The sequence below is a fragment of the Limimaricola cinnabarinus genome (assembly GCF_002723615.1).
Taxonomy (GTDB): domain Bacteria; phylum Pseudomonadota; class Alphaproteobacteria; order Rhodobacterales; family Rhodobacteraceae; genus Limimaricola; species Limimaricola cinnabarinus_B.
In genome coordinates this window covers 38,402-54,849 of the sequence record NZ_KZ304961.1, presented here as the reverse complement: position 1 = coordinate 54,849, position 16,448 = coordinate 38,402, and the positions used below count along the sequence as shown (strand labels likewise).

The window sequence follows — 16,448 nt, the reverse complement described above, 5'->3', positions numbered from 1 at the left end:
TGCCGGGGCGCGCGGGGCGCGGTATCACGCCCCTCAATCCAACGCCCATCGCCAGCCAGGGGACCGATCATGCGCGCAGAGACGCAAGCCAACATCGCCGCCATCGAAAAGTCGCTCGGCCTGCTCGCCAAGCGCATGGACCGCGAGACGGCCGCGCACCGGCTCGAGGAGTTCGACGCGCGGGTCGAGGACCCGACCCTGTGGGACGATCCGGCCGCGGCGCAGAAGCTGATGCGCGAGCGCCAGGCGCTGCTCGACAAGATGGGCACCTATGACCAGATCGCCCAGGCGCTGGCCGACAATGCCGAGCTGATCGAGATGGGCGAGATGGAGGGCGACGAGGAGATCGTCGCCGAGGCCGAGGCCGCGCTGAAGGCGCTGCGCGAAAGCGCCGCCTCCAAGGAACTCGAAGCGCTGCTCGACGGCGAGGCCGACGGCAACGACACCTTCCTCGAAATCAACGCCGGCGCGGGCGGCACCGAGGCCTGCGACTGGGCGCAGATGCTGCAGCGCATGTATGTGCGCTGGGCCGAAAAGCGCGGCTACGAGGTCGAGATGCAGTCCGAGGAAGCGGGCGGCGAGGCGGGGATCAAGTCCGTCGCCTACAAGATCTCGGGCCCCAACGCCTATGGCTGGCTGAAATCGGAATCGGGCGTGCACCGGCTCGTGCGCATCTCGCCCTTCGGCAAGGGCACGCGCGAGACCTCCTTCGCGAGCGTCTGGGTCTACCCGGTGGTCGACGACAATATCGAGATCGAGGTGAATCCCTCCGACATCCGGCTCGACACCTACCGCTCCTCGGGCGCGGGCGGCCAGCACGTCAACACCACCGACTCGGCGGTGCGGATCACCCACCTGCCGACCGGCATCGTGGTGACGAGCTCGGAGAAGTCGCAGCACCAGAACCGCGACATCGCGATGAAGGCGCTGAAATCGCGGCTCTACCAGATGGAGCTCGACCGCCGCAACGCCGAGATCAACGCCCAGCACGACGCCAAGGGCGACGCGGGCTGGGGCAACCAGATCCGCTCCTACGTGCTGCAGCCCTACCAGATGGTGAAGGACCTGCGCACCGGCCACGAGACCTCCGACACCCAAGGCGTGCTCGACGGCGATCTCGACGGCTTCATGGCCGCGACGCTGGCGGGCCAGGTCTCCGGCAAGAGCCGCGCCGAGGCCTCGGCCGAGGACTGATCGGCGCGGGTCTGGTCCCTGGAATGCCGCTCCTAGCGGCTTTGGGCGCGCTCTGGCTGGGTCATGCCGGGGGCGACCGGGGGGCTGTGGGCTGAAGTCGCGTCGTTGAAGTCGCGCCGTGGCTTCGCCGACACCCATCTGGGCCGCGTCGGCTCGCACCCGTAACCCCTGCCGCGCTCATGCGAAAGGGGCGCCCCGGTCTCCCGGAGCGCCCCTTGCCTGTCGATCCCGATGGCCGGGGGTCAGTCGTGACCGCCTTCGGCGACCGAGGGCTTGGGCAGCGGCTTGGGCGCGCCGGTGGTGTTGAGCGGGTCTTCCTGACGCTGCACCGAGCCTTCGAAATGCGCGCCGCTCTCGATCGCGATGGTCTTGTGGATGATGTCGCCCTCGACGCGGGCGGTCGAGGTGAGGCGGACCTTGAGGCCGCGCACCCGGCCGACGATGCGGCCATTGATCACCACGTCATCGGCCATCAGCTCGCCGCGCACCGTGGCGCCTTCGCCGACGGTCAGCAGATGGGCGCGGATGTCGCCCTCGATCTGGCCCTCGACCTGGATGTCGCCGGTGGTCTTGATGTCGCCCTTGATGTGCAGGTCGGCCGAAAGCACCGAGGCCGGCGGCTTGGCCTTGGGGGCGGCAGGGCGGTAGTCCTGCGATCCCTGGGGCTGCGCGGGCTTGGTGGTTGCGTCCATGGTGGGCGTCCCTTCGGCTGTCCTGGGTCCGGGCTCGTTGATCTTGCTTTTAGAAAACATCTTTTCCAGCTCGTATGTAGGTCATGGGATTGACGGGAGTCCCACCGACGCGCACCTCGTAATGGAGGTGGGGCCCGGTCGATCGTCCGGAGTTGCCCATATCACCGATCCGCTCGCCGCGCGATACCCTTTGGCCGACCTTGACCCGGATCTTGTTGAGATGTGCGTAACGGGTCTCGATCCCGAATTCGTGCTGGATCTTGATCAGCCGGCCATAGCCCGAGGCCCAGCCCGCGCTGACCACCACGCCATCGGCGGTGGAATAGACCGGGGTGCCGATCGGAGCGGCGAAATCGGTGCCCGCATGCAGCCGGCCCCAGCGCTGGCCGAAGCCCGAGGTGAAGCGGAACTTGGCCTTCACCGGCTGGGCGAAGGGCGCCTTGGAGGCGGCGATGCGGTAGAGGTTGATCTCGTCCATCTTGCCCAGAAGCGCATTGGCGCGCTCGGCATTCTCGTTCGCATGGCCCGCATGTGCGCCCATGGTCGAGAACTGGATCGGCGTCAGCGCGCCGCCGCCGATGCCGCTATAGCCCTTGCGGACCTTGGAGATCATCGCGTCGGGGTCCATGCCTGCGGCGCGGAACATCTCGCCCAGAGGTTCGACCGAGACGGTCATCGCCTCTTCGAGCTGGCGGAAGATCTCGTCGTTGCGCTCGGTCATCAGCCGCAATTCGAGCTGCATCTCGTTGGCCTGCTCGAAGGCAAGCTCGGCATCCTCGGCGATGCGGTCGCGCTCCTGGGCCGTGTCGGCCAGCGCGTCCGAGAGGATGTCGAGCGTGCCCTCGACCGAGGCCGCGTCGGCACCGCCCGGAAGCGCGCCGCCCTCGGCCAGCGCCACTTCGAGCGCCTCGGCCGCCTCGCGCGCGGTCTCGCGCTCCAGCATGGTGCGGCGCAGCGCGGCCTGCACCACCTCGAGCCCGGTCTCCATCTCGCGGCGGCGGTCCTCGGAGGCGAGCAGCTCGCTTTGCATGGTCGAGATCTGCGCCAGCGCGGTCGAGAAGCGCTCCTGCGCGGCGGCGGCCTCGGCGGCGCGCAGGTCGCGCTCGGTCGACAGCGCGTTGAGCCGCTCTTCATAGATCATCTGGTCGCGCTGCGCCTGGGCGCGGAAATTGCCCGAGCCGATCGAATCCATCAGCAGGATCGCGGTGGCGGTGATGGTCCAGCCCACCACCAGCGTCACGCCGCTCCAGGCCAGAAGCTGGGTCGAGGGGTGCAGCCGGATGAACCGGGTTTCGGTGTCCGAGCGCAGAAACAGCCGCCGTTCGGGAAACCGGCGCTCCAGCGCCGCGTGAAGTTTCTGTGCCAGTCTTGTCCGCACCCGTCCGTCCCCGTGTTGTCCCGGTCACAGCCTCTCTTTTTCGAGAGTGCCGCGGCTGAGGTGTTACCGGCGGTCCGGCGGTGTCGCAACAGCTTTGGCCGCGATGGGGCGAAAGCCCGGCAAAGCGGGGGCGGAAACGGCGGGATATTGCCGACCGGTGCCGCTCTTTCCGAGCTGTTGCCGATGCGCCACGCCGCTGTGATGCGCGCGCCTCAGCCGCGCTTCGGCGCGGTCTCCTCGGCCAGCGGCCAGTAGAAATCGGGCGGGATTCCGGCCTCGGCGCGCTTTTCCTCGTTGAAGGGTGGCTTGAGGCTGGCATGGAAATGCCGGCGCACCAGATCGCGGAACACCGGGGCCGGGTCGAGATCGTGGCGCCCGCACAGGAAATGAAACCACTTCGAGCCGTAGGAGACGTGATGCACCTCCTCGGCATAGATGATCTCCAGCGCGGCGACGGTCTCGGTGTCGTTCGCCTTGCGAAAGATCTCGATCATCCCCGGCGTCACGTCGAGCCCGCGCGCCTCGAGCACCATCGGCACCACGGCGAGCCGCGCCAGCAGGTCCTGCGCCGTGTCCTCGGCGGCGCGCCACATGCCCTCATGCGCGGGCAGGGCGCCGTAATGGCTCCCCAATGCTTCGAGCCTGTCGCACAGCAGGTTGAAATGCTTGGATTCCTCATCCGCCGCCTGCACCCAGTCGTCGAAATAGCCCAAGGGCAGCGGCGTCTCGGCAAAGCGCGCCACCGCGTCCCAGTGCAGATCCACCGCGTTGAGCTCGATATGCGCGACGGCGTGGATCAGCGCGATCCGCCCATGCTCGGAGCCGGGGCGGCGCTTGGGCATCTCGCGCGGGGCCAGAAGCTCGGGGCGGGCGGGGCGCGCGGGCCGGTCGGGCGGCGTGGCCGCGCCGATCTCGAGCGGCGCGCCGGCGGCGCGGCTGTCGCGCCAGAGCTTCGCGGCGGCATGGCTGCGCGCGGTCTTCTCGCGCCCGTCGGCGGTGCCGAGCACCTCGACCGCCAGCTCGGTCAGCGTCCGGCTCACAGCGCGCGCACCGCGTCGAGAACCTCCTCGGCATGGCCGTCGACCTTCACCTTGGGCCAGACCCGCGCGATGCGGCCCTGCGCGTCGATCAGGAAGGTGCTGCGCGCGATCCCCATGAAGGTCTTGCCATACATCTTCTTCTCGACCCAGACGCCGTAGCGCTCGCAGACGTCGCTCTCGGCATCCGACAGGAGCGCCACGCGCAGCCCGTACTTGTCGCGGAACTTCTCGTGCTTCGCCACCGTGTCCTTCGACACGCCGAGCACCCGCGCGCCCAGAAGCTCGAACTCCGAGCCGAGCTCGGTGAAGCCCTGCGCCTCGCGCGTGCAGCCCAAGGTGTCGTCGCGCGGGTAGAAATAGAGCACCACGGGCGCGCCCAGATGCGCCGAGAGCCGCACCTCCTCCCCGCCGTCGCGCGGCAGGGCGAAATCGGGGGCGGGCTGGCCCGGCTCGGGCCGGGCGGACGGCATCGTGTCGCTCATGGCGCATCCTCGCTTGCGTGATCGGGCGATGGTGGCCCTCGGGGCCTCAGGCATCTACGCTGCGGGTGATGAAATCAAGGGGCCATGGCCTGTCTTGCCGATGCATTCGATCAGGTCACGACACGCAGCTTCGCAGGCCCCGCGCGGCCGCGGGCCGGTGGGGACGCTGCGGCGCGGGCTGGGCTCGGCCCTCGGGCTGGCGCTGTCGGTGGCGATGCTGCCATTGGCCCTGCTCGCGGCGCTCGCGCTCTTCGTCCCTTCGCTGGATGTCGATGTGCCGGGCTGGGCCCGGGCGCGGATCGAGGCGCGCGCGGCCGAGAGCCTCGCGGGCGGGACGGTGGCGTTCGGCGAGATCACCGTCGGGATGGGCCGAGACCTGCATCCGCGCGTGACGCTTCAGGATGCGGTGCTGCGCGATGCGCAGGGCGCGGTTCTGGCGCGGGTGCCCGAGGCCGAGGCGGTGCTGAGCCCGCGGGCGCTCTTGTTCGAGCGCGCGGCGCTGGCGCAGCAGGTGGTGCTGCGCGGCGCCGAGATCGGGCTGGCCCGCGATGCCACGGGCCGGGTCGATCTGCGCTTCGAGCGGGCCGAGCCGATGCCCGCGCCGAGGCCGGATGCCGGTGCCGCGGGGCTGGCCGGTGTGCTGGCCCGGATCGAGGCGGTGCTCGACCGGCCCGCGCTTCGGGCGCTGGAGCGGGTCGCGCTGCCGGATCTGTCGCTGCGCTACGACGATGCCCGCGCCGGGCGCAGCTGGCGCGGCGAAGAGGGGGATCTCGCGCTCGATCTGCGCGATGGCATCCGCCTGACCGGGCGCATGTCGCTGCGCTCGGACCATGGCACGGCCACGGAGCTTGCGCTGGGCTACGACCGGAGGCCCGGGGAGGAGACCGCCGGGCTGCGGCTCGACATCGCGCGCGTGGCGAGCCGCGACATCGCCGGCCAGCACCCGGCGCTGAGCTTCCTGTCGGCGCTCGACGCGCCGCTTTCGGCCCGGCTGCGCGGCCGGATCGGCGCGGATGGCGCGCCGGGGCCGTTCAGCGCGCGGCTGCGCATCGCGGCGGGCGCGCTGGCGCCGGGGGGCGGGGCGGAGCCCTTGCGCTTCGACGAGGCCGAGCTGGCGCTGCGCTTCGACCCCGAGGACGATCGCATCGCCTTCGACCGCATCGCCGCCAGCGGCGAGCTGGGCCGCATCAAAGGCCACGGCCAGGCCTGGCTGCGCGAGATCGAGGCGGGCTGGCCCGGCGCGCTGGTGGCGCTGCGCGATCTGTGGGCCGACATGCGGCTGCATCCCGCCCCCTTCGCGCTGGAGATCGGCGGCTTCGGCGCGACCGATGCCGAAAGCGGCGCGCGCATCCACGGCAGCGGCCGGGTCGATCATACCGCCCAAGGCTGGCGCGCGGCGCTCGATGCGCGCAGTGAGAAACTGAGCCGCGACCGGCTGCTCGCCTATTGGCCCGAAGCCTTCAAGCCGGGCACCCGCGGCTGGATCGCCGCGCATATCCCGCAAGCGCTGCTGCGCGACGTGACCGCCGCCCTGCGCCGCGCGCCGGGGCAGGCACCGCGGATCGCCCTGACCCAGAGCTTCGAGGATGCCGTGATCCGCCCGCTCGACGGCCTGCCCGCGATCACGCAGGCGGCGGGCCATGGCAGCCTCGGGGGCGGCGCCTTCTCGGTCAGCCTGACGCAGGGCGGCGCCGAGGCCCCGATGGGCGGGCGCGTCGATCTGGCGGGCACCAGCTTCACCATTCCCGAACTTGGCGGGCCGCGCCCCGATGCACGCATCGCCATCGAGGCCGCAGGGCCGGTGACAGCGATGCTGTCGCTGATCGACCAGCCGCCGTTCCGCTTTTTGCAAAAGGCGGGCCAGCCGGTCGATCTCGTCGAGGGGCGGGGCCGGGCCAGCGCCGAGATCGGCCTGCCGCTGGGCGGGCCGGTCGTGCCAGAGGAGGTGGCGTGGTCGGTCGAGGCGCGGCTCGACGAGGGGACGAGCACGGCCATCGTGCCGGAGCGGCGCGTCGCGGCGCGCGGCCTCGCCGTCACGGCCGGGTCCGGCACGCTCGACGTGGCGGGGCCGGTGACCATCGACGGGCTGCCCGTTGATGTGAGATTCACCCAGCCGCTCGGGCCCGATGCCGGGGCGGCGCGGCTGGAGGGCACGGTGGAGCTGTCGCCGCGCTTCCTCGACACCTTCGGCATCGCGCTGCCCGAGGGCAGCCTGACCGGCAGCGGGCGCGCCCGCGTCGCGATGCGCCTGCCGCGCGGCGCGCCGCCGCAGGTCACGCTGACGAGCGAACTGTCGGGGATCGGCCTTTCGATCCCGGCGCTGGGCTGGTCGGTGGCGCAAGGCACGACCGGGCGGCTCGAAATCGAGGGCGTCTTGGGCGATCTGCCGCATATCGACCGGATCGCGCTCGACGCGGGCGGGCTTTCGGCGCGCGGCGCGCTGACCCTGCGGCCGGGCGGCGGGCTGGAGCGGGCCAGCTTTTCGCGGCTGCGCCTGTCCGACTGGCTCGATGTCGCGGTCGATCTCGTCGGGCGGGGCCAGGGCGAGACGGTCGGGGTCGAGATCACGGGCGGCGCGCTTGATCTGCGCCGCGCGGGCTTTGGCGCGGGCGGCGGCGGGGAGGGCGGGCCGATCGCCCTCGCGCTCGACCGGCTGCGCGTGACCGACGCCGTGGCGCTGACCGATCTCAAGGGCGATTTCTCGACGCGGGGCGGCTTTTCGGGCCGGTTCGACGCGCGGGTCAACGGCGATGCGCCGGTCTCGGGGCTGGTCGTGCCCGACACCGACGGCACGGCGGTGCGGATCACCGGGCCGGATGCGGGCGCGGTGCTGCGCGCGGCGGGGCTCTACGGCACCGCGACGGGCGGCGCGCTCGACCTGACGCTGCTGCCCGAGGGGCAGCCCGGCCATTACAGCGGCGAGATCGACGTGGCCGGGCTCAGGGTGCGCGACGCCCCCGCCATGGCGCAGCTTCTCGATGCGATCTCGGTGGTGGGATTGCTGCAGCAGCTCGACGGCAAGGGCCTCGCCTTCGACCGCATTCGCGCCGATTTCCGGCTGACGCCCGAGCGGCTGGACATCGCCCGCGCGAGCGCCACCGGACCGGGTCTTGGCATTTCGCTCGACGGGCGCTACAGCCTCGCTTCCAGGCGCATGGCCTTCCAAGGCGTCGTCTCGCCCTTCTACCTCGTCAATTCGCTGGGATCCTTCCTGACCCGTCCCGGCGAGGGGCTGATCGGCTTCAACTACACCCTTGGCGGCACGCCCGAAGACCCCGATGTCTCGGTCAACCCGCTCTCCGCGCTGACGCCGGGCATGTTCCGCGAGATCTTTCGCCGCCCGCCACCGACATGACCTGACCTGACCTGACCTGAGGCCCGCCGATGAAGCTCTCGGATTTCGATTTCGACCTGCCCGAGGATCTGATCGCCACCCGCCCCGCGCGGCCGCGCTCCTCGGCCCGGCTGCTGCTGGCGCAGGGCGAGACGATCGCCGACCGGGTGGTGACAGATCTGGTGGAGATCCTGCGCCCCGGCGACAGGCTGGTGCTCAACGACACCAAGGTGATCCCGGCGCGGCTTTCGGGCACCCGCACGAGGCCCGGCGCCGCCGGAGAGGGGATCGCCCGGATCGAGGTGACGCTGCTCGCCCCGCGCGCCGATGGCTGCTGGACCGCGCTGGTCAAGCCGCTGAGAAAACTGCGCGAGGGCGAAAGCATCGTCTTTTCCGAGAAGCTCTCGGCCGAGCTCGTGGGCCGCGAGGCCGACCAGGCGGTGCTGCGCTTCGATCTCGAAGGCGAGGATTTCGATGCCGCCATCGCCGAGGTCGGCGCCATGCCGCTGCCGCCCTACATCGCCGCCAAGCGCGAGGCCGACGAGGCCGACCGCGCCGATTACCAGACCGTCTGGGCCGCGCGCCCCGGCGCCGTGGCCGCCCCCACCGCCTCGCTGCATTTCGACGAGCCGCTGATGGCGGCGCTGGCCGAGCGCGGCGTCTCCATCACCCATGTGACGCTGCATGTCGGCGCGGGCACCTTTCTGCCGGTGAAGGTCGACGACATCCGCGACCACAAGATGCACGCCGAATGGGGGCAGGTGAGCGAGCGCGCCGCCGCCGAGATCGCCGCCACCCGCGCCACCGGCGGCCGGGTGATCCCGGTCGGCACCACCGCGCTGCGGCTGATCGAGAGTGCCGCGCGCGGCGGCCAGATCGAGCCTTGGGTGGGCGAGACCGACATCTTCATCACCCCGGGCTTCGAGTTCCGGGTGGCGCATGGTCTGATGACCAATTTCCACCTGCCCAAATCGACGCTGATGATGCTGGTCTCGGCGCTGATGGGGGTGGAGGAGATCCGCCGCATCTACGATCACGCCATTGCGAATCGCTACCGTTTCTTCTCCTACGGGGATGCCTCGCTGCTGCTGCCGCAACGCGGGCGCTGACGCTACTTCGTTTCCGTCACATTTTTTGTCGTAATGCGATCAGACCCGCGTGGACGCGCCGGGTTAGCCGGGCCGTGGGCGCCGGCAGAAAGGGACAGGCCATGATTCAGGTTCTCGGGGGCTCCTGGGCTCTCTTGCTCGGCATGTTCATGCTGATGATCGGCAATGGCCTGCAAGGCACGCTTCTGGGCCTGCGCGGCGCGATCGAAGGGTTCTCGACCGGCGAGCTGTCGATCATCATGTCGGCCTATTTCGCGGGCTTTCTCATCGCCTCGCGCTATGCGCCGCGGATGATCCGCCGGGTCGGCCATGTGCGGGTCTTCGCGGCGCTGGGCTCGACCATTTCGGCGGTGCTGATCCTCTATCCCGCGCTGACCGAGCCATGGGCCTGGACGCTGGGCCGGGTCGTGATCGGGTTCTGCTTCTGCGGCGTCTACATCACCGCCGAAAGCTGGCTCAACGACGCCGCCACCAATGAAAGCCGCGGCAAGGCGCTGTCGCTTTACATGATCGTGCAGATGGCGGGCATCGTCGTGGCGCAGTTTCTCGTGACGCTGGGCGACGTGTCGGGCTTCATTTTGTTCATCATCCCTTCGGTGCTGGTGTCGATGGCCTTCGCGCCGATCCTTCTGTCGGTCAGCCCCGCGCCGATCTTCACCACCACCAAGCCGCTGCCGATCAGGCAGCTGGTCGATGCCTCGCCGCTGGCCTGCGTCGGCATGTTCCTTCTGGGCGGGGTCTTCGCCGCGCAGTTCGGCATGTCGGCGGTCTACGGCGCGCGGGCCGGGCTTTCGGTGGCGCAAATCTCGCTTCTGGTCTCGATGACCTATGTCGGCGCGCTGGTGCTGCAGTTCCCGATCGGCTGGCTGTCGGACCGGATCGACCGGCGCTGGCTGATCCTCGGCCTGTCGGGGGTGGGCGGCGGTGCGGCGCTCATGGCCTTCATGATCCCGGGCCATGTGACGCTGATCCTCGTCTCCGCGACGCTGGTGGGCGGCACTTCGAACCCGCTCTACGCGCTGCTCATCGCCTATGCCAACGACTATCTCGACCGCGAGGACATGGCGGCGGCCTCGGGCGGGCTCCTGTTCATCAACGGCCTCGGCGCCATCGCCGGGCCGATCGTGGTCGGCTGGATGCTCGACAATGTCGGCGCGCACGGCTTCTGGGCCTTCATCGCGGTGCTTCTGCTGGGCCTTGCGACCTATGCCGGCTGGCGGATGCTGCGGCGCCCGGATCGCGGCGTCGAGGTGGGCGATACCGTGAGCTACGCCCCGGTCGCCGCGACCGGTACCGCCGTGGCCGCCGAGGCCGCGCAGGAGGTCTATATCGAGCACGAGATCGAGCAGATGGAGGAGGCGCAGGAGGACGCGGCCTGACCGGAAAGGGGCCGGCAAAGGAGCCGGGGGCCGGCGCGGAGGCGCACAAATCGGCCCCCCGGCGCCTTCGCGCTTGACCCGCGAGCGGGTTGGGGCAGGTTTGGTGAAGCCGACCGACAAGGAGGACCACCATGACCGCCACACCCGTCACCACCCAGGCCGAGGCCCCGAGCGAGGCCGAGAAGGTGCTGGCCTTCTGGCTCGAGGAGGTCGAGCCGAAGCAGTGGTACATCGCCGATGCCGATCTCGACGCCACCATCCGCGACCGTTTCGGCGCGCTGTGGGAAAAGGCGGAGGAGGGCGCGCTGGGCCATTGGCTGACCGAGCCCAACGGCGCGCTGGCCTATATCATCGTCACCGACCAGTTCGCCCGCAACATCTGGCGCGACGACGCCCGCGCCTTCGCGCTCGACGAGCAGGCCCGCTCGGTCGCCAAGCTCGCCATCGACAATGGCTGGGACCGCGAGATCGTGCCGCCCGGGCGGCAGTTCTTCTACCTGCCCTTGATGCATTCCGAGAATCTCGTCGACCAGGACCGCGCGGTGCGGCTGTTCTGCGACCGGATGCCCGAGGCCGAGAGCAACCTGCTGCATGCCCGCGCCCATCGCGAGGTGATCCGCGAATTCGGCCGCTTCCCCTTCCGCAACGCCGCGCTGGGCCGCGAGACCTCTGCCGCCGAGGCGGAATGGATCGAGCAGGGCGGCTATGGCGCGGTGCTGGAGCGGCTGAAATCCGAGCCGAAATGACCCTGCGGCAGACCGCGCAAACCGGCCATGCGCCGACCCGTCTGGAAGCCCGGCAAAAAGTAGTTTAGCGTCAAACCAATTTTGCGGGACCGCCGAGGAGGAACACCGAATGGCCGCCAAGAACTTCGACCTGATCGTGATCGGGGCCGGCCCCGGCGGCTATGTCGCCGCGATCCGCGCCGCCCAGCTGGGCCAGAAGGTCGTGATCGTCGAACGCGAGAACCTGGGCGGCATCTGCCTCAACTGGGGCTGCATCCCGACCAAGGCGATGCTGCGCACTTCGGAGGTGTTTCACCTCATGCACCGCGCCAAGGAGTTCGGGCTCAAGGCCGAGAACATCGGCTATGATCTCGACGCGGTGGTCAAGCGTTCGCGCGGCGTGGCCAAGCAGCTCTCCTCGGGCATCGGCCACCTGATGAAGAAGAACAAGATCGAGGTGGTGATGGGCGAGGCCACCATTCCCGCCAAGGGCAAGGTCTCGGTCAAGACCGAGAAGGGTGAGCAGGAGCTGACCGCCAAGAACATCGTGCTGGCCACCGGCGCGCGCGCGCGCAACCTGCCGGGGCTCGAGGCGGATGGCGACCTGGTCTGGTCCTACCGCCACGCGCTGGTGCCGCCGCGCATGCCGAAGAAGCTGCTGGTCATCGGCTCGGGCGCGATCGGCATCGAATTCGCCAGCTTCTACAACACGCTCGGCGCCGAGACGACGGTGGTCGAGGTGATGGACCGCATCCTGCCGGTCGAGGATGCCGAGATCTCGGCCTTCGCCAGGAAGCAGTTCGTCAAGCAGGGCATGAAGATCATGGAAAAGGCCGTGGTCAAGCAGCTCGACCGCGGCAAGGGCAAGGTCACCGCCCATATCGAGAGCAAGGGCAAGGTCGAGACGCAGGAGTTCGACACGGTGATCTCGGCGGTCGGCATCGTCGGCAACACCGAAGGGCTCGGGCTCGAGGAGCTGGGCGTCAAGATCGACCGCACCCATGTCATCACCGATGAATACTGCCGCACCGGCGTCGAGGGGCTCTATGCCATCGGCGACATCGCCGGCGCGCCCTGGCTGGCGCACAAGGCGTCCCATGAGGGCGTCATGGTGGCCGAGCTGATCGCGGGCGAAAGCCCGCACCCGGTAAAGCCCGAAAGCATCGCGGGCTGCACCTATTGCCAGCCGCAGGTGGCGTCGGTCGGCTATTCCGAGGCCAAGGCCAAGGAGATGGGGTATGAGATCAATGTCGGCCGCTTCCCCTTCATCGGCAACGGCAAGGCGATCGCGCTGGGCGAGGCCGAGGGCATGGTCAAGACCGTGTTCGACGCGCGCACCGGCGAGCTTCTGGGCGCGCATATGGTGGGTGCCGAGGTGACCGAGCTGATCCAGGGCTACATCGTCGGCCGCACGCTGGAGACCACCGAAAAGGAGCTGATGGAGACGGTCTTCCCGCATCCGACGCTCTCGGAAATGATGCATGAGAGTGTGCTCGACGCCTATGGGCGCGCGATCCACTACTGAGCCTCGCCGCAGCGCAGGATCACGAATGCCCCCGGTCCGAACGGCCGGGGGCGTTTCATGTTAGGATGCCCCCCATCGGGATCGTTTCCCGAGTTTGGGGGTATCATGCGTATTTCTGCATATTGTTTCGCTGCGGGGCTGGCCGTGATCGCCGCGCCCGCACCGGCCATGGAGACCGACCGCGCGGAGACGGTCGAGATCCAGATCCTGCTGCAGCATCTGGGCTACGAGGTGGGCACAGTCGACGGCATCGCCGGGCCGCTGCTGTCGGGCGCGATCCGCGCCTTCGAGACCGATCATGGCCTGCCGATCACCGGCCGCGCCGACGCGGCGCTGGGCGACCTGTTGCACGGGCTCGTCGCCGCCGGTCCCGCGCGGGCGCTGCTCGCCACCGGCACAGCGCCACGGCACGGCTTCTGGCAGCGGCACAGCTGGCCCGCGCGGATGGGCGGTCTCTGAGGCCGGGGGCCGGGCTTTTGCACGGCCCGTGAACCGCCCGTGACGGAAATCGCAGCCCCGCCCGGCGCGGGGCGGGGCTGCGGCATTTCACGCAGCCCTGCCATGCGTTACCTTTTCGTTCTCATTTCGAGGTTGGAGATCGGGCCGCGCGGCCCTATCTTCCGGGCTGGACACTGGTGGGGACCTGCATGCCGGAACTGAAGCAGATCGAGGTGCGCGGTGCGCGCGAGCACAACCTCAAGAACGTCGACGTGGACATCCCGCGCGATCAGCTGGTGGTGATCACCGGCCTGTCGGGCTCGGGCAAGTCGAGCCTTGCCTTCGACACGATCTATGCCGAGGGCCAGCGCCGCTATGTCGAAAGCCTCTCGGCCTATGCGCGGCAGTTCCTCGACATGATGGAAAAGCCCGATGTCGATCACATCTCGGGGCTGAGCCCCGCGATCTCGATCGAGCAGAAGACCACCTCGAAGAACCCGCGCTCCACCGTCGGCACCGTGACCGAGATCTACGACTACATGCGCCTTCTCTTTGCGCGGGTCGGCACGCCCTATTCCCCCGCCACCGGCGAGCCGATCGAGGCGCAGCAGGTGCAGGACATGGTCGACCGGATCATGGCGATGGAGGAGGGCACGCGCGGCTACCTGCTCGCGCCCATCGTGCGCGACCGCAAGGGCGAATACCGCAAGGAGTTCGTCGAACTCCGCAAGCAGGGCTTCCAGCGGGTCAAGGTCAATGGCGAGTTCCACGAGCTGGAGGACCCGCCGACGCTCGACAAGAAGTTCCGCCATGACATCGACGTGGTGGTCGACCGGATCGTCGTGCGCGAGGGGCTGGAGACGCGGCTGGCGGACAGTCTGCGCACCGCGCTCGACCTCGCCGACGGCATCGCGATCCTCGAGACCGCGCCGAAGGAGGGCGAGCCCGAGCGGATCACCTTCTCGGAAAAGTTCGCCTGTCCCGTCTCGGGCTTCACCATCCCCGAGATCGAGCCGCGGCTGTTCTCCTTCAACGCGCCCTTCGGGGCCTGCCCCTCCTGCGACGGCCTCGGCGTCGAGCTGTTCTTCGACGAGCGGCTGGTGGTGCCCGACGTGACGCTGAAGGTCGCCGACGGCGCCATCGCGCCGTGGCGCAAGGGCAAGACGCCCTATTTCCTGCAGACCATCGAGGCGATCTCCAAGCATTACGGCGTCTCCAAGACCGCGCGCTGGAAGGACCTGCCGAAGAAGGTGCAGGAGGTGTTCCTGCGCGGTTCGGGCAAAGAGGAGATCGAATTCCGCTACGATGACGGCGGCCGCGTCTACAAGGTCAGCCGCCCCTTCGAGGGCGTGATCCCCAACCTGCAGCGCCGCTACCGCGAGACCGACAGCGCCTGGGTCCGCGAGGAAATGGAGCAGTACCAGAACAACCGCGCCTGCGGCACCTGCCACGGCTACCGCCTGCGCGAAGAGGCGCTGGCGGTGAAGATCGGCCAGCGCGGCGATCTGCGCCATGTCGGTCAGGTCGTGCAGATGTCGATCAGGGAAGCCCATGAGTGGTGCGAGACCGTGCCCGCGGCGCTCACCAAGCAGAACAACGAGATCGCCCGCGCCATCCTCAAGGAGATCCGCGAGCGGCTGGGCTTTCTCAACAATGTCGGCCTCGATTACCTGACGCTGTCGCGCAACGCCGGCACGCTCTCGGGCGGCGAAAGCCAGCGGATCAGGCTGGCGAGCCAGATCGGCTCGGGGCTGACGGGCGTGCTCTACGTGCTCGACGAGCCGTCGATCGGCCTGCACCAGCGCGACAATGACCGGCTGCTTACCACGCTCAAGAACCTGCGCGACCAGGGCAACACGGTCATCGTGGTCGAGCATGACGAGGAGGCGATCCGCGAGGCGGATTACGTCTTCGACATGGGGCCGGGCGCGGGCGTGCATGGCGGCGACATCGTGGCCAGGGGCACGCCGGACGAGATCATGGCCAACCCGGACTCGGTGACCGGCCAGTATCTCGTCGGCAGCCGCGAGATCGCGGTGCCCGCCGAGCGCCGCAAGGGCAACGGCAAGGCGCTCACCGTGGTCAAGGCCACCGGCAACAACCTGCAGGAGCTGACGGTCGACTACCCGCTGGGCAAGTTCGTCGCCGTCACCGGCGTCTCGGGCGGCGGCAAGTCGACGCTCACCATCGAGACGCTCTACAAGAACGCCGCGATGAAATTGAACGGCGCGCGGCAGGCCCCGGCGCCATGCGAGACGATTCGGGGCTTCGAGCATCTCGACAAGGTGATCGACATCGACCAGCGCCCGATCGGCCGCACCCCGCGCTCGAACCCGGCGACCTATACCGGCGCCTTCACCCCGATCCGCGACTGGTTCGCCGGCCTGCCCGAGGCCAAGTCGCGCGGCTACAAGCCGGGGCGCTTCTCCTTCAACGTCAAGGGCGGGCGCTGCGAGGCATGCCAGGGCGACGGCGTGATCAAGATCGAGATGCACTTCCTGCCCGACGTCTACGTCACCTGCGAGACCTGCAAGGGCCAGCGCTACAACCGCGAGACGCTTGAGGTGAAGTTCAAGGGCAAGAGCATCGCCGACGTGCTCGACATGACGGTCGAGGACGCGCAGGAGTTCTTCAAGGCGGTGCCCTCGATCCGCGAGAAGATGGACGCGCTGTGCCGGGTGGGCTTGGGCTACATCAAGGTCGGCCAGCAGGCGACGACGCTTTCGGGCGGCGAGGCGCAACGGGTGAAGCTGTCGAAGGAGCTGGCGCGCCGCTCCACGGGCCGCACGCTCTACATCCTCGACGAGCCGACCACCGGCCTGCATTTCGAGGATGTTCGCAAGCTTCTGGAGGTGCTGCACGAGCTCGTGGAGGCGGGCAACACCGTCGTGGTGATCGAGCACAATCTCGACGTGGTGAAGACCGCCGACTGGATCATCGACATCGGCCCCGAGGGCGGCGATGGCGGCGGCACGCTGGTCGCCACCGGCACGCCCGAGGAGGTGGCCGAGGTCGAGGCGAGCCATACCGGTCATTACCTCAAGCCGATGCTGAAGCCGCGCAAGATCGCCGCCGAATGAGCCGCGCCTTGCCATGAAACAAAAGGGCCGCCCCTCGGGGCGGCCCTTTTTCCATCGGGGAAAGCTGCGGCG

The 16,448-nt window shown here is 69.2% G+C and carries 12 protein-coding genes; 8 read left to right on the top strand and 4 right to left on the bottom strand.

Annotated features, from left to right (window positions below; genetic code table 11):
* Nucleotides 1–69 precede the first annotated feature (69 nt).
* Nucleotides 70–1,194 carry a peptide chain release factor 2 gene (gene prfB / locus CJ301_RS11565; RefSeq protein ID WP_099277466.1) on the top strand — a complete coding sequence of 375 codons (1,125 nt, stop codon included), beginning with the start codon at nt 70–72 and terminating at the stop codon, nt 1,192–1,194.
* A gap of 242 nt (nt 1,195–1,436) precedes the next feature.
* Here the strand turns inward: prfB and CJ301_RS11560 are convergent, their stop codons facing one another.
* The 4 genes from CJ301_RS11560 to CJ301_RS11545 all read right to left on the bottom strand — a co-directional run bounded on the left by CJ301_RS11560 (nt 1,437) and on the right by CJ301_RS11545 (nt 4,786).
* Nucleotides 1,437–1,946, bottom strand: a complete 510-nt coding sequence (locus tag CJ301_RS11560) for a bactofilin family protein (protein WP_099277465.1) — start codon at nt 1,944–1,946, stop codon at nt 1,437–1,439.
* The gene (locus tag CJ301_RS11555) at nt 1,936–3,264 is read right to left on the bottom strand and encodes a M23 family metallopeptidase (RefSeq protein WP_099277463.1); all 1,329 of its coding nucleotides are present in this window, start codon (nt 3,262–3,264) and stop codon (nt 1,936–1,938) included. The genes CJ301_RS11560 and CJ301_RS11555 overlap by 11 nt, the downstream gene beginning before the upstream one ends.
* Before the next feature lie 212 nt (nt 3,265–3,476).
* Nucleotides 3,477–4,304: a ferritin-like domain-containing protein gene (locus tag CJ301_RS11550; RefSeq protein ID WP_099277461.1), complete on the bottom strand. Its 828-nt coding sequence runs from the start codon at nt 4,302–4,304 to the stop codon at nt 3,477–3,479.
* The gene (locus CJ301_RS11545) at nt 4,301–4,786 is read right to left on the bottom strand and encodes a peroxiredoxin (RefSeq protein WP_099277459.1); all 486 of its coding nucleotides are present in this window, start codon (nt 4,784–4,786) and stop codon (nt 4,301–4,303) included. Before CJ301_RS11545 ends, CJ301_RS11550 begins: the two co-directional genes overlap by 4 nt.
* A 157-nt stretch (nt 4,787–4,943) precedes the next feature.
* Here CJ301_RS11545 and CJ301_RS11540 point away from each other — a divergent pair, with 157 nt between their 5' ends.
* From CJ301_RS11540 to uvrA, 7 genes are all read left to right on the top strand, one after another.
* Complete coding sequence (locus CJ301_RS11540; protein WP_162620508.1) at nt 4,944–8,141, top strand: AsmA-like C-terminal region-containing protein; 3,198 nt, start codon at nt 4,944–4,946, stop codon at nt 8,139–8,141.
* Nucleotides 8,142–8,170: 29 nt separating this feature from the next.
* Nucleotides 8,171–9,229: a tRNA preQ1(34) S-adenosylmethionine ribosyltransferase-isomerase QueA gene (gene queA / locus CJ301_RS11535; protein WP_099277455.1), complete on the top strand. Its 1,059-nt coding sequence runs from the start codon at nt 8,171–8,173 to the stop codon at nt 9,227–9,229.
* Between the two features lie 101 nt (nt 9,230–9,330).
* On the top strand, nt 9,331–10,608 hold the full coding sequence (locus tag CJ301_RS11530) for an MFS transporter (protein ID WP_099277453.1): 1,278 nt from the start codon (nt 9,331–9,333) through the stop codon (nt 10,606–10,608).
* Between the two features lie 131 nt (nt 10,609–10,739).
* Nucleotides 10,740–11,354 carry a DUF924 family protein gene (locus tag CJ301_RS11525; RefSeq protein ID WP_099277451.1) on the top strand — a complete coding sequence of 205 codons (615 nt, stop codon included), beginning with the start codon at nt 10,740–10,742 and terminating at the stop codon, nt 11,352–11,354.
* A gap of 109 nt (nt 11,355–11,463) precedes the next feature.
* Nucleotides 11,464–12,858, top strand: a complete 1,395-nt coding sequence (gene lpdA, locus CJ301_RS11520; protein WP_099277449.1) for a dihydrolipoyl dehydrogenase — start codon at nt 11,464–11,466, stop codon at nt 12,856–12,858.
* A 105-nt stretch (nt 12,859–12,963) separates the two neighbouring features.
* On the top strand, nt 12,964–13,317 hold the full coding sequence (locus CJ301_RS11515; protein WP_162620507.1) for a peptidoglycan-binding domain-containing protein: 354 nt from the start codon (nt 12,964–12,966) through the stop codon (nt 13,315–13,317).
* Nucleotides 13,318–13,505: 188 nt separating this feature from the next.
* On the top strand, nt 13,506–16,376 hold the full coding sequence (gene uvrA / locus CJ301_RS11510) for an excinuclease ABC subunit UvrA (RefSeq protein WP_099277446.1): 2,871 nt from the start codon (nt 13,506–13,508) through the stop codon (nt 16,374–16,376).
* The last annotated feature ends 72 nt before the right edge of the window (nt 16,377–16,448 follow it).